Consider the following 23,868-nt stretch of genomic DNA (forward strand, 5'->3'; position numbering starts at 1 on the left):
GTCGTCGGAGGACGGGCGTCCACTGACGGCGGGATCGAACCGACTGACGGGGGCAGGGCTCCGATGTCGACATAATTCTTCCTGTGGCGTCGGGTGACATAGTGGTGTCGATGCAGGGCTCGATCGGGGGAACACTCTTTGAGACGCGTCGTGAACGACGACCGAGGAGAATGACGGGAGCTTCATCCACACCGATAGTCGGCGTGACGGCCGGGAGCGCGTTCGATCTCGAGATCGAGCGCGAGGTGTTCGACGGTATGGACGTCCGGTTTCGTCCGGTCGACGTCGAGACGACCGACGACCTGATCGCGGAGCTTGCGGACGTCGACGCCGTTATCGACCGGCTGCTGGCCGCCCCCTACACCGCGGCGGTCATCGACGCCCTCGAGGACTGCCGGGTCATCGCCCGGTGTGGCATCGGCGTCGACGCCATCGATACGGAACGGGCCGCGGGGGCGGACACCTACGTCGTCAACGTCCCGACGTACTGCCAAGACGAGGTCTCCGAACACACGCTACTGCTGTTGCTCGCGCTGGAACGGAACCTCACGGACTACGACGCCGCCCTGAAGGACGGCGTCTGGGCCCGGGACGTGACCACCGCCGGAGTCCACCGGCTGCGAGGACGCACGCTCGGCCTCATCGGATTCGGAACGATCGCACGACTCGTGGCCGAGAAGGCACACGCGTTCGGACTGGACGTGATGGCCGCCGATCCGTACGTCGACGCGGAGACGATGGCCGAGGCGGACGTGGAGAAGGCCCCCTTCGAGACGGTGGTGGAAACCGCCGACGCCGTCTCGCTGCACGCGCCCCTGATCGAGGACACACGGGGGATGATGGACGCCGACGCGTTCGCCCGGATGAAGGAGTCGGCGGTCCTGATCAACGTCGCCCGCGGGGGGCTCGTCGTCACCGAGGACCTCGTGGACGCGCTCCGGACCGGCCGGATCGCCGGCGCGGGCCTGGACGTGTTCGACGTCGAGCCGTCGGGACAGGGAGGGGCCGACCCGCCCTTCGAGAGCCCGCTCCGCGAGTTCGACACCGTCGTTCTCACGCCGCACGTCGCGTGGTTCTCACGGGAAGCGAACGACGAGCGGCGACGAACCGCGGCACGGGACGTTCGACGCGTCCTCGAGGGGAGACCGCCCACGAACGCCGTGAACGATCCCGAGGGAGCGAACGGGAACGCCGCCGCTGACGATGCTGACGACGCTAATGCTGCCGCCGACGAAGCCAACGCTGACGTCGCCGACGGAGCCAACGCTGACGCCGCCGACGGAGCCGACGTAACTGACGACGAGTAAACCGCGTGGCGCCGCACCGTCACGACCCGACCACCTTTATGCCCGGTCCACGATGGATCGCTATGGAGCGACACCGACTCGGAACGACCGATCATCGGGTGACCGAGATCGGGCTCGGAACGTGGGAGATCGGCGGCGACTGGGGCGACGTGAGCGAGGAGACGGGACGGACCGCCATCCGAACCGCGCTCGAGGAGGGCGTCGACTTCCTGGATACGGCGGACGTCTACGGGGACGGTCGGTCCGAACGGATCATCGGCGAGGCCCTCGCGGACCATCCCGCCGGCGAGGAGGTGACCGTGGCTACGAAGGTCGGTCGCCGTCTGGATCCGCACACGGCGGACGGGTACACGCATGAGAACCTCGAACGGTTCGTCGCGCGATCGCGAACGAACCTCGGCGTCGAGTCACTCGATCTGGTCCAGCTCCACTGTCCGCCCACGTCGGTGTACTACCAGCCCGAGACGTTCGCGGCCCTGGAGTCGCTGCGGGAGGACGGGCTGATCGATGCCTACGGCGTCAGCGTCGAGCGCGTCGAGGAGGGGCTCAAGGCGATCGAATACGACGGCGTGGAGACCGTCCAGATCGTCTTCAACCCGTTCCGCCAGCGTCCCGCGGAGCTGTTCTTCCGCGAGGCGGCCCGTCGCAACGTCGGCGTCATCGTCCGCGTCCCGCTGGCGTCGGGGCTGTTGACCGGCACGATGTCCGCCGACGCGTCCTTCCCGGAGAACGACCACCGCAACTTCAACCGCGAGGGCGACGCCTTCGACGTCGGCGAGACGTTCGCGGGCGTGCCCCTCTCGGTCGGCGTGGAGGCGGCCGAACGACTCCGGCCGGCCGTCCCGGAGGACGCCACGCTCGCACAGTTCACGCTGCGGTGGATCCTCTCGTTCGACGCCGTCACGACCGTCATTCCCGGGTCGACGTCGCCGGACCACGTCCGTGACAACGTCGCCGCCGCCGACCTTCCGGCTCCCTCGGGCGAGGACCACGCGCTCGTCGACGCCGTCTACGAGTCGCTCGTTCGCGAGCACGTCCATCACCGCTGGTAACGCGAACGGGCTCGGAACGGCTTGGCCGTCGATCGTACGGGACTGACGACCAAAACGATATATAGGTGCGAGCTGATGGATCCGGTATGACCGACGAGATACACGATGTGTTGCTCGCCGTAGGTCCGAACGACCGCGACCACGTCACGACGATCCTCGATGCGGCGCTCGGCGTCGTGGTTCCGACGGGAGCATCGGTTACCCTGCTCCACGTGTTCCCCCGCAGCGAGTACGAGTCCCTGCTCGAAAAGATCGAGTCCGGAACCGGAACCCTCGATCCCGACGAACTCGCGGCACGGCACGAGGGTATCAACACGCCGGTCGCACGCCTCGAGGAGGCCGGCATCGACTACGATATCCGGGGCGTGATCGGCGATCCGGACGTGGAGATCGTCCGTCTCGCAGAGGAACTCGACGTCGATCGGATCTTCATCGGGGGGTCGAGCCGGTCGCCGACGGGAAAGGCGGTCTTCGGCGATCACGCACAACAGGTCCTGCTCAACGCGTCCTGTCCGGTAACGTACGTGCAGCGGGACTGAGACGCGGGGTCCACAGATCGATTTCGAGGCCCACCGACGGGCGTCGAACGAACCCTGATGACTGCAATGGCGACCTTCTCCGCACGTGTCCGGGTGAAAATGAGCGACGACGTCGTCGATATCAGGCGACGCCGAACTTCTCGATCTGCTGTTGGACGGCGTCGACGTTGCTCGCGTCGACGAACGTCGGGCCGGTCGGCGTGTGCGTCGGCGTGAGGATCCCCGAGTTGACCTGTGTGGTCAGGTAGTGTGCCGCCTGGTACGCCTGCAGCGCCGGCTGTTGGATGACCGCCGCCAGGTTGTATCCCTCGTTGATCGCGTCAGCCTGGCTCTGGGAGATGTCACAGCCCGCGTGGAACATCTCCCCCTCAAGCCCCTCGTTGGAGATGTAGTCGATCGCCGGGTTGCCGGCGGTCGGGCCGAGGGTGAAGACCAGACTCGTGTCGGGGTTGCTGGACCGGAAGCTGGCAAGCCTGCTGATCACGCCGGAGGGGTCGCCACCCGGAACCTCGATCCAGTCGTTGGAGATGCCCTGTTCCTCGAGCACCTGCTCGATACCGTCCTGCCGCATGGACAGCGCCGAATGGCCGGGATCGTGGTTGAGGATGACGGCGCGGCTCGGCTGGGAGCCGAGCTCCTCCTCGATCAGCGGCAGCGTGTTACTGGCGAGCGTCGACCCGACCATCGCCTCGTTCTGTCCCACGTAGCCGTGGTAGGGCATGCTCTGCTCGCCGCTTTCGAGGAAGCTCTGCTCGGTGACGTTCGTGACGATGACGTACACGCCCTCCTCGGCGGCGCGCTGGAGCGCGTCCTGGAACAGATCCGGATCGGGGAGGGTCACCGCGATCGCGTCGGCGCCGGAGTCGATCGCCGTCTCGACGTTGCTGACCTGCTGGGTGAAGTTCGCCGACGAGTCGGGGCCCTGGTAGGCCGCGTCCACGCCGAGCTGATCGACGGCCATCTGCCACCCCTCGCTCTGTGCCGACCAGAACGGGTCCTGGCCCGGCGCTCCGTGCGGAATGTACCGGATAGAGATGTCCTGGTTGTCCACCTGGTTGGTCGTTCCCGTTCCTCCGTTGCCGTTGCCGCCGTTTCCGTTGCCGCCGTTTCCGTTGCCGTTGCCGCCGCCGTTTCCGTTCCCGCTACAGCCGGCGATTCCGGCTGCACCGATCGTTCCGGTCGCCGCCAGCATATGGCGCCGACTGATCGCTTCGAACTCGACAGTGTCATCGGTTGACTTTCGGGTCATTCGCGTATGTGCCATATTGGTACTATTAAATAAATATAACGGTTATTGGTACCAGACACCACGCTAACGGCGTCGATCCGGTTCGGAGCCTCGTCTAGTTCTGGCCGCTTTGGCCCTCCTCGGAATCGGGCGGGTACACGTATTTCGGCCCCGGATCGTACTCCCCGCCGGCCAGCGTCTCGAAGTACACGCCGTTCAATCTGTCCCTCGTGTCGAAGTATATGTAGTGTGTGTCGTGCCACTTGCCGCTCTGGACGACGGGAATCCCGGCGTTCTCGAACGATTCGACGACGTCTATGACGTCGTCGAAGGCGAAGCACGCGAGGTGGTGGATCCCCTCGCCGTGCTCCTCGAGGAAATCACGGTGCACGCTGTCCCCCTCGAGCGGTTCGATGATCTCGATCTCGAGATCGCCGAGGTATGCGTACCCGATCTCGAATGCTGCCTCCGTCGGCTCGCCGTAGTAGGTGGCTTCCTCCTGTTCGGGCGGGCCGATGTAGTAGACCTCCCACGGTTCGATGCCGAGGATCCGGCGATACCGTTCCATCGCGTCCTCGAGGTCCTCGACGACGAGCGCGACCTGGCTGATCTCGGGAACGTCGATCCCGACGTCCGGAACGTCCATACGCACCGACGGTCGTAGTCATATATAAATCCAGACGGTATGGAAACAGATACCTCGTGAACTGTAGCCACACGGGATGGGTAGCGATGGTCGCTGCTGGTCGATGACCGATGTGGCACCGATGGTCGGAAGCCAGGGTCACACACGAAACACGAGGATTCGAAAGGACGGTCGGGATCGCAACGACGCCGGCGCGACTACTCGGCCTCTTGCCCGGCGACCAGCTTCATCCGGTCGATCAGCTCCTTGGGACCCTCGATGTCTTCCTTGGTGAACTCGTCGATCGTCGCACCGGAATCCAGGAGATGGAACCGATCGGCGACCTCGTAGGCGTTGAAGATGTTGTGGGAGATGTATATCGTCCCGATCCCCTGCTCTTTCGTCCGTTCGACCGTCTCGAGCACCTTCTCGGACTCCTTGACCGAGAGGTTTCGAAGCGGCTCGTCGAGGATCAACAGGTCCGCATCGAAGTGGAGCGCCCGGCCGATCTTGATGCTCTGTGCCTCACCGCCGGACAGGTTTTCGGCCGGAAGGTTCGGATCGTTCAGCGATCCCAATCCGATGTCGTCTAGTACCTCCTTGGTTTCCTCGTACATCAGATCGGAATCGAGATTCCCGAACCGATCGGTCGGCTCCTTGCCGAGGAACAGGTTCCGCGCGACCGTCAGGGAGGGGATGAGCTCCATGTCCTGATAGACCACGCTGATCCCCTGTTCGAGAGCCTCGTCCGGATTGTTGAACGTGACCTGCTCCCCCTTCCAGTGGATCTCGCCCGCATCGGGTTGATGGTAGCCGACGATGTTCTTGATCAGGGTGCTCTTGCCGGCGCCGTTGTCGCCGACGAGCGCGAGGACTTCGCCCTCGTCCACGTCCAGTGAGACGCCCTTGAGCGCCTGGATCGACCCGAAGCTCTTCTCGATGCCTTTCAGTCGCAATAGGTTGTTGGTATCACTCATAGTGAATCACCGCTTCTCCTGTCGAAGCGTGTTGATATGGCGGTTGAAGACCACTGCAGCCACGAGGACGACGCCGACGAAGAACTGGTACCACGCCGAGTTCGCGCCGGCCGCGATCAGTCCCGCGCCGAACGTCCCGAAGGTCAACGCGCCGAAGAACCCGGCGTTCGGGCTCCCTCGGCCGCCGAACAGCGCACAGCCGCCGAGGACGGCGGCGGCGATCGCCATCAAGGGAAGTTCCGTCTGGAGGATCGGTCGTGCGGTGCCGAACCGGGCGACGTGCATCAGGGACGCGAAGGCCGCCGACATCCCGGTCAGCGTGAACGCGACGAGTCGCGTCCTGGTGACCCGAATACCGCGGGCCCGTGCCGCATCCCGGTCGCTACCGACTGCATAGAGGTGGTTCCCGTAGGCCGTCCGATGCACGAGGTATAACGCGCCAAAGAGGATGAGGAACATCCAGAGTACCAACGCCTCGAAGTTGGCGCCGAACTCGTAGCTGAAGATCTGCAACAACGGGACGTCGGCGTTCAGACTCGAACTCCCGCTGAAGATCAGCAGTAGTGCCCCCCGGATGGAGAACCAGCCGCCGAGCGTGATGATGAACGAGTGAATTCCGGTGAACGTCACCAGTGCGCCGTTCATCAGCCCGACAGCGCCTCCCAACACGAGGGTCGCGAGGATGGCGACGATCGGCGGGATGCCCTGGTTGACGACGGTGATGAAGAACATCGCCGACATCGCGTAGTTGGCGCCGACGGTCATATCGAAGTCGCCGCCGATCATCAACACCGCGACCATGATGGCCACCGGGCCCATAAGCGCCGTCTCACGGAAGATGTTCCCCCAGATGTTCGGTCGAGTCATCACGCCAGGGTTCAACACGAAGAACAGTGCGGTGACGCCGAGCCACGTCAGAACGGCCACCAGAACCGGATGCTTGATGACGGCATTAAGTATCGGACCGGTTACTCTATCGAGTCCTGTGGACCTCGTTTCCACACTCATAATTATGAGAGTCTTTCGTACGATATATAAAAGTTTCCATAGCCAAGGGAAACGTTCACGGGTACCGTGGTATGCGATCGTTTCAATGCTCCCAACGCCGTCACCGGGTCTCGATATCCCTATCCAGTCACCAGATCGTGGATCGTCTCCAATGCGGTGTCGTCGTCCGACGCGGCAACGTATTCGAAGCCCACGTAGCCGTCGTATGTCGACTCGTCGATCGCCGTGAGGATGTTCGGATAGTGTAGCTCACCCGTCCCCGGTTCGTGACGACCCGGAACGTCGGCGATATGGATATGGCCGATCGCGTCGACGTCGTCCGTGATCGTCGCGATGATGTTGCCCTCGCTGATCTGCTGGTGATAGATGTCGAAGTTGATCCGCACCGCCGGACTGTCGACGTCGCGGACGATGTCGAAGCCGACCGCCGATCGTTCGAGGAAGTACCCGTCGTGATCCACGGCACGATTGAGTGGCTCCACGATGAGCGTCACCCCGGCCGCCTCGGCCGCCGGAGCGACCTCGCGCAGACACGCAACGACGCTGTCATACGCCTCCGCACGCGTGTACTCGTCCGGCTTCGGTCCGACGAGGACGATGAGGTTCGGACAGTCAAGCCGGTCCGCGACCGCGATCGATTCCGTGATGTCCTCAACGACGGCGTCCCGCTTCGTCGGGTCGGTCAGCGGCCGTTCGAGCGCCTCGGGGCGCCGCGGCTCCGTGTTCGCGACCATACCCGCCACGGAGACGTCGTGGTCCTCGAGTCGATCCGCAAGGGCGTCGAGGTCCTTGTCCGGCCACGTCCAGAACTCGACGGTCTCGAACCCGTGTGCCGCCACTCGGTCGATGCGGTCGACGAACGGGACGTCCTCGTAGATCATCTCCAGACAGATGGACGGGCGGATCATGGGTGTCGATCCTCCGGTTTCAGTCGGGTACTTCGGTACTCTCTCGGTCGCGTCTCTACAGTTCTCATTGGACTGGGTTCGGAGATATCGTGGTGACGGTCGATCACGGTTCCACCAGAATCTTGACGTGCTCAGTGTCCGCATCAAGCAGACTTTCGAACCCCTCCTCGACGACGTCGTCGAGGTCGATCCGCCCGGTGATGAACGGGTCGGTGTCGATCTCCCCGTTCGCGAGCGACCGGATGATCGCGTCGAATTCGGTGCGGACCGAGCGTGGCGGGAACCCGTAGCAGTTCGTCCCGACGATCGTTCGTTCGGTCGTCACGACCTCGTTGAGATCGGTGGTCGTCTCGGAGTCACTGACGCTGCCGACGGTGACCGTCCCACCCCGTTTAGTACACCGAACCGCCGCGTTGAACGCGGGATCGATCCCGGCGAACTCGAAGGCGACGTCGACGCCGTCGGGCGTCTCCGATCTGATCACGTCGACGGCATCCCGTTCCATCGGATCGATCGCGACGTCCGCGCCGAGTTCGCGCGCGACCGCTCGGCGGGAATCGTTCGGCTCCGAGACGAAGACGCGCTTGGCGCCGCCGGCGACCGCGGCACGAACGGCCGTGAGCCCGATCGGCCCACAGCCGATGACGGCCGCCGTATCGCCGATCCGGAGCCCGGACTGTCGGACGGCGTGCAGGCCGACGGCCAGCGGTTCGACGAGCGCCCCGTCCTCGAGCGAGACCGAATCCGGAAGCACGTGGACGTGGTCCTCGGGTGCCACCGCGTTCTCCGCGAACCCCCCGGATCCGGTGTGAAAACCGATGGCGACGGCGTCGGGACAGCGGTTGTATTCGCCGTCTTCACAGTACCGACACTCCCCGCAGGGGATGTTCGGTTCGACCGTCACCCGGTCTCCGACGGCGACTCGTGACACCGACGATCCGATCTCGCTGACGACGCCGCTGAACTCGTGGCCCATCGTCATCGGGAGCTGTGCACCGGTCCGTGGGTGGGGTTCCTGCGGGGTGAAATCGGGTCCGGCCCGGTATTCGTGGAGGTCAGACCCACAGATGCCGCATACCTCGATGTCGATGCGAACCGCCGAGTCATCGAGCGGGGACTGGTCGACATCCTCTACGCGAACCTCTTCCGTGTCGTGGAAACGTGCTGCTTTCATTGGTAGTCCGTGTCGTCGATGGACGCCCTATCGACGAATCGTGTGCATTGATACACCGGTACGTTAAATGCGTTTCTCCCGTCGGCTGGCCGTTTCCTTCGAACGCGCGTTCATTTCCACCGACGGTTCGCGACGGATCAGGGACAAGTATTTATACCAATCTACCAATCTGGTTCACACGAAGCGCTCACGCCCCCCGGACCGCGTCGACGGCGATCGTCCCGGTCGACCGATCGGGGGGTCACGCCCTACCAACGATGACTGACCTCAAACAACGGTTCCAAACCGAAACGAACCTCGTCGGTGCGTGGCTCTCCATCGGCCACCCCACCGTCGCGGAAGTGACAGCAACGCGCGGCTTCGACTTCGTGCTCATCGACACCGAGCACACGACCATAAACCTCGAAACGGTCGAGAACATGTCCCGCGGCGTCGACGCCGCCGAGGGCGATACGGAAACCCTCGTTCGCGTGCCGTCCGACGACCCGGTCCGGATCAAACGCGTCCTGGACATCGGCGTCGCCGGCATCATGGTCCCGCGGATCGAAACGGCCGAGGCGGCCCGTGACGTCGTGAACGCGGTCACTTACCCGCCGAACGGGATGCGCGGCGTCGCGTCCGGCCGCGCAGCCACGTACGGCGATGCGTTTCAGGAATACGTCGAGACGGCCGACGAGAAGATCACGACCGTCGTCCAGATCGAGACGCCGACGGGACTCGAGAACGTCGGGGAGATCGCTGCCGTCGAGGGTATCGACGCCGTGTTCGTCGGGCCTGCGGACCTGTCGGCGAATCTCGGCATCTTCGGCGAGTGGGATAGTGATCGCCTCGATGCCGCGATCGAGAAGGTCGTCACCGCCGGGGACGAGGCCGGGATTCCGGTCGGAACGCTCGTCGTCGATCCGGACGACATCGAGATGCGGGTCGAACAGGGCTTTGATTTCCTCATCGTCGGCAAGGACACCAGCCATCTCTCGGCGGCCAACGAACGAATCCGCACCCGGTATGAGGACGCGCTTGCCCGCTCCACCGCGCCCGCCTCGAACGAGGACTGATAGCTGGGTCTCCACTGGATTCGTATCGGTTCCGTGAATCGCCCGTCGCGTCTCGAACGCGTCATCCACGCCCGTTGGAGGACATCCGTCGTCGTGAACCCATCCTGGTGTCGGAGTTATTCAGTTGCGTGATCGAACAGCGACGTGATCAGTTCCACGTCAGTCGCCGCGTCGGCGATCGGGGTGGGTACCGACGCCTCGCCGCGAACGCAGTTTATAAACCGTTCGAGTTCGCGTTTGAAGCTCTCCTCACGCGTCGGGGTGTACTCGCGATCGACCGTTTCGGTGGTCCCGTCACGGATCGACAGACTTGCCGCGTTGTACTTGATGAACGGATGGTCGAACTCGAGTCGGAGCATCCGGTCGGGTGCATCAACCCGAAGGAACTGCTCGTGCCAGTGCCGCTCGGAATCGCCCGTCTGCAGGACGCACTGCTCCCCGCCTTCGAACGTGAGATGAGCGGTGCCGAAGTGGCCGTCACGCACGAAGTCGACATGCTCGATGGAGGTGACGTCGCCGAACAACCCACGAAGCGCGTTGACGTCGTGGCAGACGTGTTCGAGCTGGAAGTCGTAGGCTGCGGCGAGGTCCTCGTCATCGGTCCCGATCGCTTGCTTGCATTGCTCGCGTCGGCGTTCGATGCTTCGTTCGATGAACGACTCCGAGAGCTCCGGCTGGACGAGGTCGTACACGTCCGGCAGCGACCGGGAGAAGTCCGCATCGACCGCGTACGCGGTGATGCTGTCGACCCGATCGACGTCATCCAGCTCGCGTGCAAGCCGTTCGTAGGCCAGCTCGAACCGGCGGTTGTAGGCGACCATCGCCGTGGCATCGCTGTCTGCCGCCACCGCGGCCAGCCGGTCGGCATCCGCCGGCGTGACGGCTAACGGCTTCTCCACGAGCGTGTTCACGCCGGCCGTTAGCGCCCGTTCCACGATGTCGGCGTGCGTCTGCATCGGCGTGGTGACGATGACCGCATCGAGCTCGTCTCCGACGTCGTCGATCAGCCCCTCCGGCTCGGCGTACCGCCGGTCGGCTGGCACGTTGTACCGATCGCCGAGCGTCGCCGTCACGTTCTCGGCGGGGTCACAGATCGCCGCGAGTTCCGCGTCGGGGATCTCGACGACGTTCGGGATGTGCATGATCTGTGCAATGGTTCCGCAGCCAATGATTCCGAATCGCATATCGCTGGGTTCGACAAGTGACGACTAAAAGGTTCCTCTCCGGATCCCGCCGGTCGGTTTTGCTGTCTCGTGCCGTATTCAGCCGCTGTGTCGCGGCGTATTCCGGCGTGTTCACGCTGCGGGTAGGGCTGTCGATTCACCGGCCGGCGTTTGACACTCACAAACCAAAGTCGGTGATCAGCACCACCACCGACCTCACGAGATCGAATGGCAGGTCACTCAGACGCGGTGGCGGGATCGGCAACCGAGGATGTCGCGCCAGGTCAGCCGATGCGATACCAGTCGCCTGAAAACGCACGACTGATCGGAACGGAACGCTGGGACAGGCATCGGACACGGGTGATGGAACACGTCGTCGGGGAACGTCTGCCCCGTGCTGGAACCAACCATCCCAGCCCCCGCTGATGCGGCACCGTCGATCCGTCCCGCCATCGACAGCTCCGCGATCGTCGCAGAAACCGTGTGGCGGTTCGTTCGTAACACTCAAACACACGAGTAACGAGGTCCAAACAGTGACCGTGAGCTGACGACTCAGAAAACCGACGGTCGTTGCTGATGAGGGCGACGGGTAACGACTCGGTACTTGGCGATCGTAACGACGTCGATCGGGACGTTTCCGGATGATAATTACACTAGTATTGTTGTTATCCTGTGTCCCACAGCGACGGTGAGACAGATGTTTGAGAGAAACGAACGAGCTGGCGAATGAGCCGTCTCTCAAAGATTCAACAGTGATGATTCGGGCAGTGACGGCACGATATTCGTTACGTGATAGAACTATCACTACAATAAACATATTTTTATCTTCTATTCTATACTATTTATATATTTTATATACTATTAAATTTCCCATTATATACGTGATATAATTTCAATAAATAACTACGTTATATATTATACATCCATTTATATCCAATATTTCTATATTTTATAGCATATTTGAGGAATAACCATAATATATACAATATATTAAATAAAGTGGTATTATACACATACATCAAATATATTGTATATTTTGCCGGAGCTACCCACTGAACGAACCGATTTCGGACAACGGGAACGGTTCGGCTGTGGAGTATCGACACACGGCGCTCCCATCGCTCACACACAGCCTGCGAGATCGATCCTGACCGAGCAATCGCTACAGATTCTCCGATTCGTCCGGGAGGAGGCGTGCGTCGACGTATCCGGTCACCGTTTCCATCGACTGCTGGGGGGGCTCGTCGATCGTCACTTGACGCGTGAAAGCGCCCGTCGTGGCCGACACGAGGAACTCGGCCGCGAGATCGGGGTCGACGGAGTCGTCGAACTCCCCCGTCTCAACGCCGGTCGAGACGATCGCGTGGACGCGTTCGAAGAGCACCTCGTCGAAGGTCACCATCCGATCCCGGATCGCCTCGTTGTACGGCGCCTGGGCGATCACCTCGAGCATCGCGGTTCGGAACTCCCGTCCCGTGGCCTCCGCGTCGTCATCCAACACGACCGCCAACAGCGCGAGGAGCCGCTGGCGCGCACCGTCGGTGTCGTCGTCGTCGATCGACGCGAGCCGATCGGTGTAGCGGTCGGAGAGGTACTCCAGAAACTCGATGAAGAGGGTCTCCTTGTCGTCGAAGTAGTAATGGATGGACGCCGTGCTGCGGTCCGCCTCGGCAGCGATGTCCTCGATCGTGAGATCGGCGTAGCCGTGTCTACTGAGTGCGCGATACGTCGCCTCGAGGATCTCCGTGGCGGTGTCGTCCATCGCGGTCGCTGTCGGGCTTACTGATTAATTAGTCAAAAGCCTTTGGAAGCCACGGCGACGTCGGTCGAAGGATCGCCATCCCACTCCCGACGCGAGCGGTCGGGAACGCGACTGCGACACGATCGCCATCCCCGTTTGCACAGTTTGAAGCTGCACGACCCAGTAGCTCCGTCCATGTACCTCGCCGAGGAAGCGTGGCCGGACCTCGATGCGTACTTCGAGAACGAGTCCCTGGCGCTCGTCCCGCTCGGGTCGACCGAACAGCACGGACCCCATCTCCCGCTGGCGACCGACCACCTGATCGCGGAGGCGTTCGCGACGGCGGCCGCCGACCGGACCGGTTTCCTCCGGACGCCGACGATCACCGTCGGCGTGAGCCCGCACCATCGGCAGTTTACCGGCACGATGTGGGTCGACGCGCCCGTCTTCCGGGACTACGTCGAGTCGTTCACCCGGAACCTGGCGTATCACGGGATCGACCGCGTGATCTACGTGAACGCCCACGGCGGAAACGTCGAACACCTCCGGGAGGTCGGTCGCCGTCTCCACGACGACGAGGACGTCTACGCCATCGAGTGGATGTGGAACGACTCCATCCCCGATCTGGTCGACGAGCTCTTCGAGCACAACGGCCCCCACGGCGGCCCCAAGGAGACGGCGCTGATCCAACACCTCCGGTCGGAGCTCGTCCACGACGACCGGCTCGCGGACGCACGCGACGGCGGCTTTCCGGAGTTCGAGGCTTCGGCTCCGACCCACCACGGTGCTCGGACCTTCTACGACGCCATCGACAACACGGATAACGGCGTCTTCGGCGATCAAACCGACGCGACCGCCGAGAAAGGCGAACGGATGTTCGAGGAAGCCACCGCACAGCTCGTCCAGCTGTGCAACTGGCTCGACGACCAGCCCTTCGCGGACCTCCTTCCGAAGGATCACGTCTGAACTTTTTGTACTGCGACGCGAACGGAGCGTATGATCACGGACCAGATCCGAACGACGTTCCCGGAACTCGACGCGATCGACGACGAGACGCTTCGTGACGGTGTGATCGAGGCGTGGCGGACCGCGATGGCGGATCACGGCGTCGACGACCTCGCCGCGGTGCCGTGGCTGCCGCCGACACAGCGCGATCTCGAGCTCCCCGACGAGACGCTCGTCGATCACGTTCGCGACGTGACTGCCTGTAGCGTCGGGCTCGCCGAGACCCTCACGGAGCGACGGCCCGATACGTTGGCGATCGATATGGACACCGTCCTCGCCGGCGCGCTCGTCCACGACGTGAGCAAGCTCGCCGAGTTCGACGGGATGGCTGAGACGGACGTATACAGGCTGTTGGGTCATCCGTACTACGGCGTCCACGCGATCGCGCGAGCGGGGCTACCCGTCGAACTCGCGCACATCGTGCTGTCCCACACCGACCGCACGGCGGTCGAGCCCGCGACGATCGAGGCGACGATCGTTCGGCGGGCCGACGAGGCCGCGGCGGCAGCCGTTCGGTGGCGGGCGACCGACGACCTCCGGACCGTCTAACCGCGACCGCTGACGTCTCTCACCACCCACCTCTCGTCTCGCCGCATCCCAAGGGCTAATTGTGTGAATCACGGACGGTGCCGTATGTCCACGCCGGAGGCCGATGCTCGTTCGTCCGCAGTCGAGACGGACGCGCTCCGGTATGAATCGTTGCGGGCCGCGTTCGACCGCGAGGAACTCGGCCGGCATCTCGCGCTGTTTTACGAGACGACCGACGCCCAGCTACGGGCGAGCGCGGCCTTCATCGACGCGGCGCTCGCGAACGACCAGCGGTGTCTCTACCTCGCGGACGCGAACGACCCGTCGACGATCGAGGACGCCCTGGCCTCAGTCGGCATCGACGTCGACCGACGTCTGGCCGACGGCGATCTGGAGATCTATCCGGCGAGCGACCTCTATGCGACCGACGCGTTCGACCCGGAGCGAAGCATCGATCTGTTGGCGGACCGAGCGCAGGCGACCGCCGACACCGACCGCTACGCGGGGCTGGCCGTCGCCGGCGAGAACACCTGGAGCTTTCGGACCGGATCGGAGTTCGGGGAGGTCCTCGAGTTCGAGGTCGGCTTCGACGACCGGTGTCCCGACCTCCCGCTGACCGCGATGTGTCAGTACGACCTCGACCGCTTCACGAACGACGCGATCGCCGCCGCCGTCTGGACGCACAAGCGGATCGTGTACCGGGACACGCTCTGTGAGAATCCATTCTACGTGTCGCCGGCTGACCGGCACGACCACGTCGACACCCCGGCCACGGAGGACGGAGGGACGGATCCGGACGGGACGGGGCGTTCGGCGGGGACGACGGACACGGATGCGGCCGGCGATCCCGGGATGGACGTCCGGTTGATGCTCGAACAGACCTTGGAACTCACGCACGCCCGCCGACAGATCGCCCGGCGCGAACAGCGTCTGTCGGTGGTCGATCGCGCCCTCAGACACAACATCCGAAACGAGTTGAACGTCGTTCTCGGCTACCTCGAGTTGTTGCGTACGGAATCCGACCTCGATCGGCGGACGCGTGAGTACGTCGACACCTGTCTCGAGTACACCGAGCGCGTCGTCGACCGCTCGGAGAAGGCCCGCCACATTCAGGGCACCCTCGAGGACGAATCGGTCGTTCCGGTGGACCCCGTTGCCGAGGTGGGTGCCGCCGTCAGACGCGTTCGCGACCGCTATCCGGAGATGACGGTCTCGGTGACGGCCAACGGACGGTCGCTGTCGGTGGCCGACGGATCGGTCGGGGGCGACCCACGAACCACCCGTGAGGAGGGGGCCCACGGCGTTCTCGATGTCGGGGACGCGGTCGACCTCGGCCGGGTCATCGCCCACGAACGGCTCGACATCGCGATCGTCGAGCTGCTCGTGAACGCGGTCACCCACCAGACCGACGACGAGTCCGAGGACCCGGTGGTGTCCATTACGCTCTCGACCACCGACGACGGCTATCTCGATCTGTCCGTCTCAAACCCCGGCCCGTCGATCCCGCTCGATGACCGGCGCGCGCTGTTGGCGGGGACGGAGACGCCGCTCGAACACGGCGGCGGGATCGGGCTCTGGCTCGTCAAGTGGATCGCCGATGCCTCCTACGGGCGGCTGTCGTTCCCCGATGACGGGAGCGACACGTCGACCGTCACCATCTCGTTGCCGTGCGTCGATCGGTGAACTGGACGAGAAACACGCGACCGGCACCCGTGCCGGCCCCCGGCTACCGCGTGACTGCGGTCGGCGCGGCGAACTCGACGGTCGTCCCCTCGTACCGGCAGTCCTCGAGGGCGTGTTTGGCCGCGAAGCCGGCCTCGTGGGCCGACCGGCCGCGACCGACGCCGACCTTGAAGTCGACGTCGGCCGCCTCGCTGACGTGATCGATCGTCGCCCGGTAGTCGGCCTCGGTCATATCGGGGCAGATGGAGATGATGTTGTCCCCGCCGACGAAAAACGAGAGCGCCCCGTGTTCCTCACGCAGACGCTTCATCAGGGCCGCATACCCCTGTTCGATCCGGATGAACGAGTCGAACTCGTTGAGCTGGTCGGTGTATTTGCCGGTCGCGTCGTTGACGTCGAAGTGGGCGATCGCGAGGTCGTCGTCGCCGGGCGCGTCGACGTACTCGCCGGCTAGCACCTCGGTCCGGCTGTGGTCCTGTGCGCTGCCGGCCGCCTGGATCCGCCCGGTCGCGTCCTCGAGCGCATCGATCGGGCGCTCGGCGACGGAGACGCCGAGGCTGACGGTAACGGGGTACCGGTTCCGGATCGTCGCCTGCAGCCGTTCGTGGTCGCGGCCGTCGAGGCCGTTCGTTACCGCGACCATGTTGTCGAACCGAGTGAAGAAGGCGTAGCCGTCCCGGGACCCGACGAACTGGGCGATGTCGGCGAACAGCCGCGACTGCATCGTCTGGAGGTCCATCTCGCGCCGCGGTTCGGGAGTGACCGTCCACGGGCCGTAGTTGTCGATCTGAACGAGCGTTACCTGGGTGGTCGTCACGATGTCCGTGTATGCGTGCCGGGGTCGTTTGAGGGTTCCGTTATCCACAGAATGGGCCATATCACGAAATCGTGACGATGAGTCCGCCACCGACGCCGGGACGCGTTCACGGCGTCGACGCCGAAAGCGTCCCTCCCATTTTGAGGAGAACGTCCGACCGCGGGTAGTGTTCAGATAAGCTGATTCCATGCGAAGGCGAACGATCTGAGCCACTCGTTTGCTGTTTCTGCTTCGGCGTTGCTGAAACAGTTTGAGAAACTGGTAGTTCTGCGTTTTACCCCACGAAAGACACATTCGACGTTGTTCCGATTTCCATGTCGTTCGTATCTAAAATCGAGGCCGTGTTTGCGACAGGCTCGCTGAAGTGGAACTGCGCCATCAACGAGAACGATCGCGTCATCGACATCGTGTTTGTCATGAAGTTCTGTGAAAAATTGATCTGCTATAACGTTTGTTCTTGTCGGTTCAAGCTGTGTATGTGGAAAATTGTTCGAGTCAGTGTCGACAGCAGCGTACAGCCAATAGTGTTCATCGTCGAGCTGAATCACAGTCTCGTCAACCGCAACGTGATTCGGGCTCCGACCAGTTTCTGGCTGTAAATCGGCTTTGTGAACCCAGTTATGAACGTTGATCGAACTTGATCAACACCGAATACCTCAAGAAATGAAACAGTATTCGAAAGAGATAGTCCAGACAAATGGAGCTGAATACTGAGCTTCATCAACAGCCGCGGTGTTGCTTCTCGCTCCACAAACTCTACGTTGATCTCGTCTAAACAGCCGCTGAGGCGGTCGTTTTCGGACATGAATCACTTTGAAAACGTACCGCCTCACCTTTCAATCCGTATCTGAACACCGCCCGACCGCGGGGCACAACCCCTACTACGCCGGCGTTCCTGTGACCGATATGGACTACGACGGAGCGGTCCTCGACGTCGACGGGACGGTGGTTCGCGGGGACGACCCGATTCCCGGTGCCGCCGAGGGATACGACCGGATCCGGGCGGCCGGGATCGATCCGCTGTTCGTCTCGAACAACCCGACGAAGGCTCCACCAGCATACGCTGATCGGCTCGCTGCGGCCGGCTTCACCGTCGACCCGAACCGGATCGTCACCGCGGGCACGGTCACGGTCGACTACCTCCGGGAGCGACACCCCGACGCGGACCACTTCGTGATCGGCGAGTCCGGGCTCTTCGAACAGCTGGCCGGGGCCGACCTCGGGACGACCGACGACGTGGAGACGGCCGACGTGCTCGTCGCGTCGATCGACCGCGAGTTCGACTACGGGGACCTCCGGGACGCGCTGTGGGCACTCGAGCGCGACATCCCGTTCATCGGGACCGATCCGGACGTCGTCATCCCCGCTGCCGAACGGAACGTCCCCGGATCGGGAGCCGTGATCAACGCGATCGCCGGCGTCGCCGAGCGGGACCCCGACATCACGCTGGGCAAGCCCTCACAGCCCGCGGTCGATCTCGTCCGGGAGCGTCTCGGCGTCGATCCCGAGCGCTGTCTCGTCGTGGGCGACCGGCTCGACACCGACATCGCCTTCGGCGAGCGCGCTGGGATGACTACCGTCCTCGTACGGACCGGAATCACCGACGACGCGCGGCTGGCTGCGACTTCCTACGAGCCGGATTACGTCCTCGACTCGCTTGCGGAGATCGACCGGGTGCTCGCGGACGGCGCGAAAACGCGATAACAATGGACGACTGACGGCTCAGAACGCGTCGCCGTACGCCGAGATGTCGGCCTGCAGTTCCTCGCGCAGCGCCGAGTGGACGTGACAGATGTCCTCGCCGCGCTCGACGATCTCGGCCAGATCGTCCTCGTCGACGTCGGCCTCGACGTGGAGGTCGAAGGCGATCGACGCCAGGTCGTCGTCATCGTCGAGCTCCGCGGAGGCGTCGATCTGGACCGTACCGAGGTCCTCGATCCCGCGCTGTTGGGCGCCAACGCGGAACGCCGGGATGTAACAGGAGGCGTACGTCGCCACGAGCGCCGTGTTCGGGTCCGGGCCGGTCTCGCCGGTGGCGTCGATCTGGAGGTCGAAATCGCCGACCTGGCTGGTGGACGCGTACCCCTCGTCGCTGACCGTCGTGGTTTCGATGTCGGACATATCACCTCGACATCCTCGCGAGACGGCCTAAAGGGTATCGGCCTCTGTCGCCGACCGGCCCGGCTCGAGGATCAGGAACGCGATCTCGTGGACCTAGATCTCGTAGCTCTCGTCGCCCTCGAGGACGACCGGTTCGCTCGGGCCGGCGGTCGCCTCGACCTCACGGACGAAGTCGTCGGTGTCGATCTCGATCGGCGGGAAGCTGTCGTAGTGCATCGGGATGGCGACGTCCGCGCCCACCCAGTCGGCGGCGATCGCGGCCTGTGCGGGCCCCATCGTGAAGTGGTCGCCGGCGGGCAGGGCGGCGACGTCCGGCTCGAGGAACGGAGCGATGACCTCGCGCATCTCGACCATCAGACTCGTGTCGCCGGCGTGATAGAACGTCGACGATTCGGCGTCGGACTCCTGGGTCGGCTTCGAGTCCGAGACCACGAAGCCGGCCGGCATCCCGGCGGAGGTGCCGTAGCCCGTGTCGATCCCGTTCGAGTGGTCCGCCCGCACCATCGTCACGAAGGCGTCGCCGCACTCGACGGTGCCGCCGAGGTTCATTCCCATCCCGCCGACGGCGCTGTCGTGGCCGAAGGTGTCCTGGACGTAGCCGACCAGCTCGGGCGTGGCGACGAGGGTGGCGTCCTCGTAGCGGTCGACGTCGCCGATGTGGTCGGCGTGGCCGTGGGTCAAGAGGAGATAATCCGGGTCCAGTTCCTCCGGCGAGACGTCCGTCTTCGGGTTGTCGAAGAAGGGGTCGATGAGCAGGTCCGTCTCGCCGACCGAAACGTGCCACGTGGAGTGGCCGTGCCAGGTGAGTTCCATATGCGTTCGTGTCATCGGTCGGATGACTAATAAAGGTCGCCGCCCGGGTCAGGAGCGTAACCGAAAAGCGGCACGATCACGTAGTGGCGTCTCTCCGACCGTCGGGATCGCGGGAGCCGGAAGCTGTAGTCTTAAGGCTGCCGCCCTCGGACGGGGTCGTATGCACACACGGGACCTCTCCGACCACTCCCCGTACGTTCCCGGTCGCGGCGACGAGGAGGTCGCCCGCGAGCTCGGGATCGATCCGGCGGAACTCATCACCCTCTCCTCGAACGAGAACCCCCACGGCGCGAGCCCCGACGCCGTCGAGGCGATCCGGGAGGGCGCCGAGTCGATCAGCGTCTACCCCAAGTCCTCACACGCCGACCTCATCGCGGCACTCGCCGAGGAGTGGGGCCTCGCGGACGAACAGGTGTGGCTTTCGGCAGGCGCCGACGGGTCGATCGACTACCTCTCCCGGGCGATGCTCGAGCCGGACGACCGGATCCTGATCCCCGATCCGGGATTCGCCTACTACGGAATGTCGGCGCGGTACCATCACGGCGAGGTCGCGACCTACGACCTCGACCCTGCGGACGACTTCGAGCAAACGGCCGAGTCGATTCTCGACGCCTACGCCGGCGAGCGGATGATCTACGTCACCTCGCCGCACAACCCCTCCGGCTCCGTGATGGACCTCTCGGAGGTCCGGCTGCTCGCCGAGGCGACCGCCGAGGAGACGCTCGTCGTGGTTGACGAAGCCTACGGCGAGTTCGCCGAGACGCCATCGGCGGTCGAGCTCTTCGAGGAACGCGACGACGTCGCCGTCCTCCGAACGTTCTCGAAGGCCTACGGGCTCGCGGGACTGCGCGTGGGATACGCGCTCGTTCCCGAGAACTGGGCGGACGCCTACGCCCGCGTGAACACGCCGTTCGCCGCCAGCGAGCTGGCCTGCCGCGCGGCGCTGGCCGCCCTGGCGGACGACGAGCACGTCGAGCGCTCGATCGAGTCGGCGCGGTGGGGCCGCGAGTACGTCCGCGAGCACGTCGACGCGCCGACCGTCGAGTCGGCCGGCAACTTCGTGCTGATCGAGGTCGGCGACGCCGAGTCGGTGACCGAAGCGCTCCAACACGAGGGGATCATCGTCCGTGACTGCACGTCCTTCGGTCTACCCGAACACGTCCGGGTCACGACCGGCACGCGCGAGGAGACGCGAGCGGCGGTCGAGGCCATCAACGACGTGCTCGCGCGGCTCGAACCGGGTGTGTCGGCGTAATGCGGGTCGCCGTCACCGGAACTCCGGGCACCGGAAAGACGTCCGCGACGCGGCTGCTCGAGGGTGAAGACGGGGACGAAGACGAGGCCGATGACGGGAACGCCCGCTCGGTCATCCACCTCAACGAGCTGATCGAGTCGGGCGAGGACCTCTGGACCGAGCGCGACGACGACCGGGGCTCGCTCGTCGCCGACCTCGAGGCGATCGCCGACCGGATTGGCGACTGGGACGGGATCCTCGAGTCGCATCTCGCGCACCACTTCGAGGCCGACCGGGTCGTCGTGCTCCGGTGTGCTCCCGAAATCCTCGAGGACCGGCTGACCGATCGGGGCGAGCCGCCGGCGACGGCGCGTGAGAACGCAGAGAGCGAGGCGCTGGACGTGATCCTCTCGGAGGCCGTCGAGCGGTTCGGACGCGAGAACGTCTACGAGATCGACACGACCGACGCGGAACCCGACGCGGTCGCCGACGCGATCCGGGCGGTCATCGACGGCGACCGCGAGCCCAGCGCCGGAACGGTCGACTTCACGGGGTACTTATAAACCGATGACGCTCGACCGCCTGCGACCGCTCGCGGACCGGCTGCTCAGTCCGTGGGTGGCGGCGGCCGACCGGCTGGGGATGAGCCCGGACGGGGTGAGCGTCGCGGCGTTTCTCGCGGCGATCGCCGCCGGGGTGGCGTTCGCGCTCGCGACGCCGGCCGGCTACCTCGCCGGCGCCGTCCTCGTGTTCGGGAACGGCTGGCTCGACCTCGTCGACGGCGCGCTGGCCCGCGAGCAGGGCGTCGAGTCCTCGGGCGGCGACCTGCTCGACCACGTCCTCGATCGGTACGCCGACATCGCGATCCTCGCCGGACTCGCGGCCGGGATCGGCCGGTACGGACTCGGGCTCGCGGCGGTGACGGGCGTGTTGATGACCTCCTACCTCGGCACGCAGATCCAGGCGGTCGGGCTGGGTCGGGAGTACGGCGGACTGCTCGGGCGCGCCGATCGGCTCGCGCTCGTGGGCGTGACGGGCGTCCTCGCGGCGGTCGTTCCCGGCCCGGTCGTGTCGACGACCGTGCTTCCGGACGCGATCCTCGACCTCGTCGGCCCCGCGATCGGCCCGACCGGGATCGGGATCGTGGCGATCCTTCTGGCGCTGTTCGCCGTCGTCGGCCATCTCACCGCACTCCAGCGGTTTCAGGGCGCCTGGGCCGATCTGTAGCCGGATGGAGGCGCGTCACCCCAACCCTGGTCCTTAAAAGCCTCGGCGAAATACGTGGCGATATGCCGACCTTCGAACTGTCCTTGTCCGACGACGTGTACTCCGAGTTCCAGCAGCTGGCCGACCAGGAGTTCGTCAGCGAGGAGCAGGCCGCCGAGGAGCTCATCGCCTCGGGGATCGAGGCGTACAACGTCACGATCGTCGACGAAGAGCCCCGCGACGAGATGATGGAAAGCGCCGAGAACAACATGTTCGACACCGCCGAGGATCCCGGCAGCATCGAGGACGATCGGCTCTGACGTTCTGCCACGGAGTGGCCGATGTTCTACTCGCCGCCGTCGGCGGCTTCTTGAGGCAGGGATAGTTCACCCTGTACTGAGCGATATAATTCCTTCACACCCAAGTACGATTCGTCCGCATTGGGAAGGAATATAGGATCCCACCAAAGAACTATATTACTCTCCATCCTGGGTTTCTCTATGAACGACCGACATCCGCCGGAAGAGTTTGCGGACGTCAACGAAGCGGTCAAAGAGGACTGGGTGTCCGAAACGACGCCCTACCAGCGCATTCGACAGGTCATTGCCCATACGTACAGCGCCGTCTCAGCTGGGTCGGTTGCTGACGATGCACGGACGGCTCCGAAGACCGCCCGAAAGCACCTGAACACACTCGCCGACGAGGGATTCGTCGAGACGACTGCCGGCGAACACGGCGGCACGCTCTATCGCCGCTCACCCGAGTCCCTCGTCGTTGAGCAGGCTACCGACATACTCAACCACGTCTCGACCGACGAACTCATCACGCGGATTCAGGAAATGCGCGAGCAGCTCACCGAGTACCAGACTGAATTCGGTGTCGACTCACCCGAAGAATTGGCCGTTGACCGGGCGAATCGGGCGCTCGCCGAGTCCGGTTCCCAACAGGAGGAGATCGATCCCGAGACGATTCGGGAGTGGAAGACACTCCGTCGGAACCTCGCGTTCGCGAACGCTGCCCTCTCGATCGGAAACGCCGAGCAGTTCGTCGACGGAAACCGTCGTTCAACCGGCGATAGCGTCCCCGCCTGAGCGATGTCGGAGTCTCCCGATCAAGCGGAAATTCACACGCTTCGTGGGGCCACCGACCGTCCAGCGCTGTTGAGGATCCGTGGTGTCATCGAGGAGATGGAACCGCTTGCGACACCCGAACTCGACGACTATCTCCACCCATCAGCCCTCGAAGTTGCGTTCGACGATGGGCTGTGTGAGGCTGAGGAGGCCACCATCGAGATTCAATGGACGACCCGGCACGATTACAAGTTCCATTACACGGACACGGAAGGGGTGAACCTTCGCTGGGGAAAGCACCCACACGGAGGAGACTACGTTCACGTCGACGGATCGGAACACTACCATCCACCGCCCGATGCGAGTTCGGATCCAGCCGAAGTCGAAGCCTCGTGTATCACACAGTCCCCTGAAGAGTTGGTCACTCGTGCCGTCCTCAAACTCTGGCGGGTCGCCTACCACACGGACTCGTATCGACCACTCAACGCGGGACGAAATCCACCGTGAAGTACCTCGGGGTCAAGCCCCGAGGCTTCACCGTCTTGGGGTCGCACCGCACCCGCAGGCGAATTTAATTCCCCTCGACCTTCCTGAGATGGGTCGGTTCGGAATAA

At 64.1% G+C, this 23,868-nt stretch carries 25 protein-coding genes and 1 pseudogene; 14 read left to right on the forward strand and 12 right to left on the reverse strand.

The genetic code is table 11. From position 1 onward, the window contains the following. The first annotated feature begins 170 nt into the window (after positions 1 to 170). From OQF70_RS11510 to OQF70_RS11520, 3 genes are all read left to right on the forward strand, one after another. The gene (locus OQF70_RS11510) at positions 171 to 1,307 is read left to right on the forward strand and encodes a C-terminal binding protein (RefSeq protein WP_280537731.1); all 1,137 of its coding nucleotides are present in this window, start codon (positions 171 to 173) and stop codon (positions 1,305 to 1,307) included. A gap of 62 nt (positions 1,308 to 1,369) precedes the next feature. Continuing rightward, positions 1,370 to 2,359, forward strand: a complete 990-nt coding sequence (locus OQF70_RS11515) for an aldo/keto reductase (protein WP_280537732.1) — start codon at positions 1,370 to 1,372, stop codon at positions 2,357 to 2,359. An 86-nt stretch (positions 2,360 to 2,445) separates the two neighbouring features. Continuing rightward, a complete protein-coding gene (locus OQF70_RS11520; RefSeq protein WP_280537734.1) occupies positions 2,446 to 2,898 on the forward strand; it encodes a universal stress protein in 453 nt (150 codons plus the stop codon). A gap of 121 nt (positions 2,899 to 3,019) precedes the next feature. Here OQF70_RS11520 and OQF70_RS11525 read toward each other — a convergent pair whose 3' ends face one another. From OQF70_RS11525 to OQF70_RS11550, 6 genes are all read right to left on the reverse strand, one after another. Then, positions 3,020 to 4,147: a substrate-binding domain-containing protein gene (locus OQF70_RS11525; RefSeq protein WP_280537736.1), complete on the reverse strand. Its 1,128-nt coding sequence runs from the start codon at positions 4,145 to 4,147 to the stop codon at positions 3,020 to 3,022. 94 nt (positions 4,148 to 4,241) lie between these two features. Further along, on the reverse strand, positions 4,242 to 4,772 hold the full coding sequence (locus tag OQF70_RS11530) for a VOC family protein (protein WP_280537737.1): 531 nt from the start codon (positions 4,770 to 4,772) through the stop codon (positions 4,242 to 4,244). Positions 4,773 to 4,969: 197 nt separating this feature from the next. After that, complete coding sequence (locus tag OQF70_RS11535) at positions 4,970 to 5,728, reverse strand: ATP-binding cassette domain-containing protein (protein WP_280537738.1); 759 nt, start codon at positions 5,726 to 5,728, stop codon at positions 4,970 to 4,972. A gap of 6 nt (positions 5,729 to 5,734) precedes the next feature. After that, the gene (locus OQF70_RS11540) at positions 5,735 to 6,655 is read right to left on the reverse strand and encodes an ABC transporter permease (RefSeq protein WP_280537739.1); all 921 of its coding nucleotides are present in this window, start codon (positions 6,653 to 6,655) and stop codon (positions 5,735 to 5,737) included. Between the two features lie 200 nt (positions 6,656 to 6,855). Further along, complete coding sequence (locus OQF70_RS11545) at positions 6,856 to 7,644, reverse strand: TIM barrel protein (RefSeq protein ID WP_280537740.1); 789 nt, start codon at positions 7,642 to 7,644, stop codon at positions 6,856 to 6,858. A gap of 103 nt (positions 7,645 to 7,747) precedes the next feature. Further along, positions 7,748 to 8,818 (reverse strand): 2,3-butanediol dehydrogenase, encoded by a 1,071-nt coding sequence (locus tag OQF70_RS11550; protein ID WP_280537742.1) that lies wholly within the window; start codon positions 8,816 to 8,818, stop codon positions 7,748 to 7,750. 257 nt (positions 8,819 to 9,075) lie between these two features. Here OQF70_RS11550 and OQF70_RS11555 point away from each other — a divergent pair, with 257 nt between their 5' ends. Further along, positions 9,076 to 9,873 (forward strand): aldolase/citrate lyase family protein, encoded by a 798-nt coding sequence (locus OQF70_RS11555; protein WP_280537743.1) that lies wholly within the window; start codon positions 9,076 to 9,078, stop codon positions 9,871 to 9,873. Between the two features lie 116 nt (positions 9,874 to 9,989). Here OQF70_RS11555 and OQF70_RS11560 read toward each other — a convergent pair whose 3' ends face one another. Together OQF70_RS11560 and OQF70_RS11565 are read right to left on the reverse strand one after the other, a co-directional pair. Beyond that, positions 9,990 to 11,057, reverse strand: a complete 1,068-nt coding sequence (locus OQF70_RS11560; protein WP_280537744.1) for a Gfo/Idh/MocA family oxidoreductase — start codon at positions 11,055 to 11,057, stop codon at positions 9,990 to 9,992. A 1,141-nt stretch (positions 11,058 to 12,198) separates the two neighbouring features. Further along, positions 12,199 to 12,798 (reverse strand): TetR/AcrR family transcriptional regulator, encoded by a 600-nt coding sequence (locus OQF70_RS11565; RefSeq protein WP_280537745.1) that lies wholly within the window; start codon positions 12,796 to 12,798, stop codon positions 12,199 to 12,201. Between the two features lie 174 nt (positions 12,799 to 12,972). Between OQF70_RS11565 and OQF70_RS11570 the strand changes: the two genes are divergently transcribed. The 3 genes from OQF70_RS11570 to OQF70_RS11580 all read left to right on the forward strand — a co-directional run bounded on the left by OQF70_RS11570 (position 12,973) and on the right by OQF70_RS11580 (position 15,993). Continuing rightward, on the forward strand, positions 12,973 to 13,743 hold the full coding sequence (locus OQF70_RS11570; RefSeq protein ID WP_280537746.1) for a creatininase family protein: 771 nt from the start codon (positions 12,973 to 12,975) through the stop codon (positions 13,741 to 13,743). 30 nt (positions 13,744 to 13,773) lie between these two features. Beyond that, positions 13,774 to 14,331 (forward strand): HD domain-containing protein, encoded by a 558-nt coding sequence (locus OQF70_RS11575; RefSeq protein ID WP_280537747.1) that lies wholly within the window; start codon positions 13,774 to 13,776, stop codon positions 14,329 to 14,331. Positions 14,332 to 14,415: 84 nt separating this feature from the next. Continuing rightward, positions 14,416 to 15,993 (forward strand): MEDS domain-containing protein, encoded by a 1,578-nt coding sequence (locus OQF70_RS11580; RefSeq protein WP_280537748.1) that lies wholly within the window; start codon positions 14,416 to 14,418, stop codon positions 15,991 to 15,993. 43 nt (positions 15,994 to 16,036) lie between these two features. Here the strand turns inward: OQF70_RS11580 and OQF70_RS11585 are convergent, their stop codons facing one another. Both OQF70_RS11585 and OQF70_RS11590 read right to left on the reverse strand, forming a co-directional pair. Next, the gene (locus OQF70_RS11585) at positions 16,037 to 16,810 is read right to left on the reverse strand and encodes a GTP cyclohydrolase IIa (RefSeq protein WP_280537749.1); all 774 of its coding nucleotides are present in this window, start codon (positions 16,808 to 16,810) and stop codon (positions 16,037 to 16,039) included. A gap of 170 nt (positions 16,811 to 16,980) precedes the next feature. Next, positions 16,981 to 17,615 (reverse strand): annotated as a pseudogene (locus OQF70_RS11590) (IS6 family transposase). 101 nt (positions 17,616 to 17,716) lie between these two features. Between OQF70_RS11590 and OQF70_RS11595 the strand changes: the two are divergent. Continuing rightward, positions 17,717 to 18,514 (forward strand): HAD-IIA family hydrolase, encoded by a 798-nt coding sequence (locus tag OQF70_RS11595; RefSeq protein WP_280537750.1) that lies wholly within the window; start codon positions 17,717 to 17,719, stop codon positions 18,512 to 18,514. 18 nt (positions 18,515 to 18,532) lie between these two features. On the opposite strand, the gene OQF70_RS11600 is transcribed toward OQF70_RS11595, so the two are convergent. Together OQF70_RS11600 and OQF70_RS11605 are read right to left on the reverse strand one after the other, a co-directional pair. Further along, entirely contained in the window at positions 18,533 to 18,931 is a 399-nt protein-coding gene (locus tag OQF70_RS11600; RefSeq protein ID WP_280537751.1) for an OsmC family protein, read from the reverse strand. A gap of 93 nt (positions 18,932 to 19,024) precedes the next feature. Next, positions 19,025 to 19,744 (reverse strand): metal-dependent hydrolase, encoded by a 720-nt coding sequence (locus OQF70_RS11605; protein WP_280537752.1) that lies wholly within the window; start codon positions 19,742 to 19,744, stop codon positions 19,025 to 19,027. Positions 19,745 to 19,904: 160 nt separating this feature from the next. On the opposite strand from OQF70_RS11605, the gene hisC reads away from it, so the two are divergent. The 6 genes from hisC to OQF70_RS11635 all read left to right on the forward strand — a co-directional run bounded on the left by hisC (position 19,905) and on the right by OQF70_RS11635 (position 23,761). Then, entirely contained in the window at positions 19,905 to 20,999 is a 1,095-nt protein-coding gene (gene hisC / locus OQF70_RS11610) for a histidinol-phosphate transaminase (RefSeq protein ID WP_280537753.1), read from the forward strand. Continuing rightward, positions 20,999 to 21,541, forward strand: coding sequence for an adenylate kinase family protein (locus OQF70_RS11615; protein WP_280537755.1), 543 nt, complete (start codon positions 20,999 to 21,001; stop codon positions 21,539 to 21,541). The genes hisC and OQF70_RS11615 overlap by 1 nt, the downstream gene beginning before the upstream one ends. 4 nt (positions 21,542 to 21,545) lie before the next feature. After that, the gene (locus OQF70_RS11620; RefSeq protein WP_280537756.1) at positions 21,546 to 22,205 is read left to right on the forward strand and encodes a CDP-alcohol phosphatidyltransferase family protein; all 660 of its coding nucleotides are present in this window, start codon (positions 21,546 to 21,548) and stop codon (positions 22,203 to 22,205) included. Positions 22,206 to 22,267: 62 nt separating this feature from the next. Continuing rightward, positions 22,268 to 22,504: a hypothetical protein gene (locus OQF70_RS11625; protein WP_092814752.1), complete on the forward strand. Its 237-nt coding sequence runs from the start codon at positions 22,268 to 22,270 to the stop codon at positions 22,502 to 22,504. 180 nt (positions 22,505 to 22,684) lie between these two features. Then, positions 22,685 to 23,275 (forward strand): transcriptional regulator, encoded by a 591-nt coding sequence (locus OQF70_RS11630; RefSeq protein ID WP_280537757.1) that lies wholly within the window; start codon positions 22,685 to 22,687, stop codon positions 23,273 to 23,275. 3 nt (positions 23,276 to 23,278) lie between these two features. Further along, the gene (locus tag OQF70_RS11635; RefSeq protein WP_280537758.1) at positions 23,279 to 23,761 is read left to right on the forward strand and encodes a hypothetical protein; all 483 of its coding nucleotides are present in this window, start codon (positions 23,279 to 23,281) and stop codon (positions 23,759 to 23,761) included. The last annotated feature ends 107 nt before the right edge of the window (positions 23,762 to 23,868 follow it).

It is taken from the genome of Halopenitus sp. POP-27, assembly GCF_029889855.1.
Lineage (GTDB): Archaea > Halobacteriota > Halobacteria > Halobacteriales > Haloferacaceae > Halopenitus > Halopenitus malekzadehii.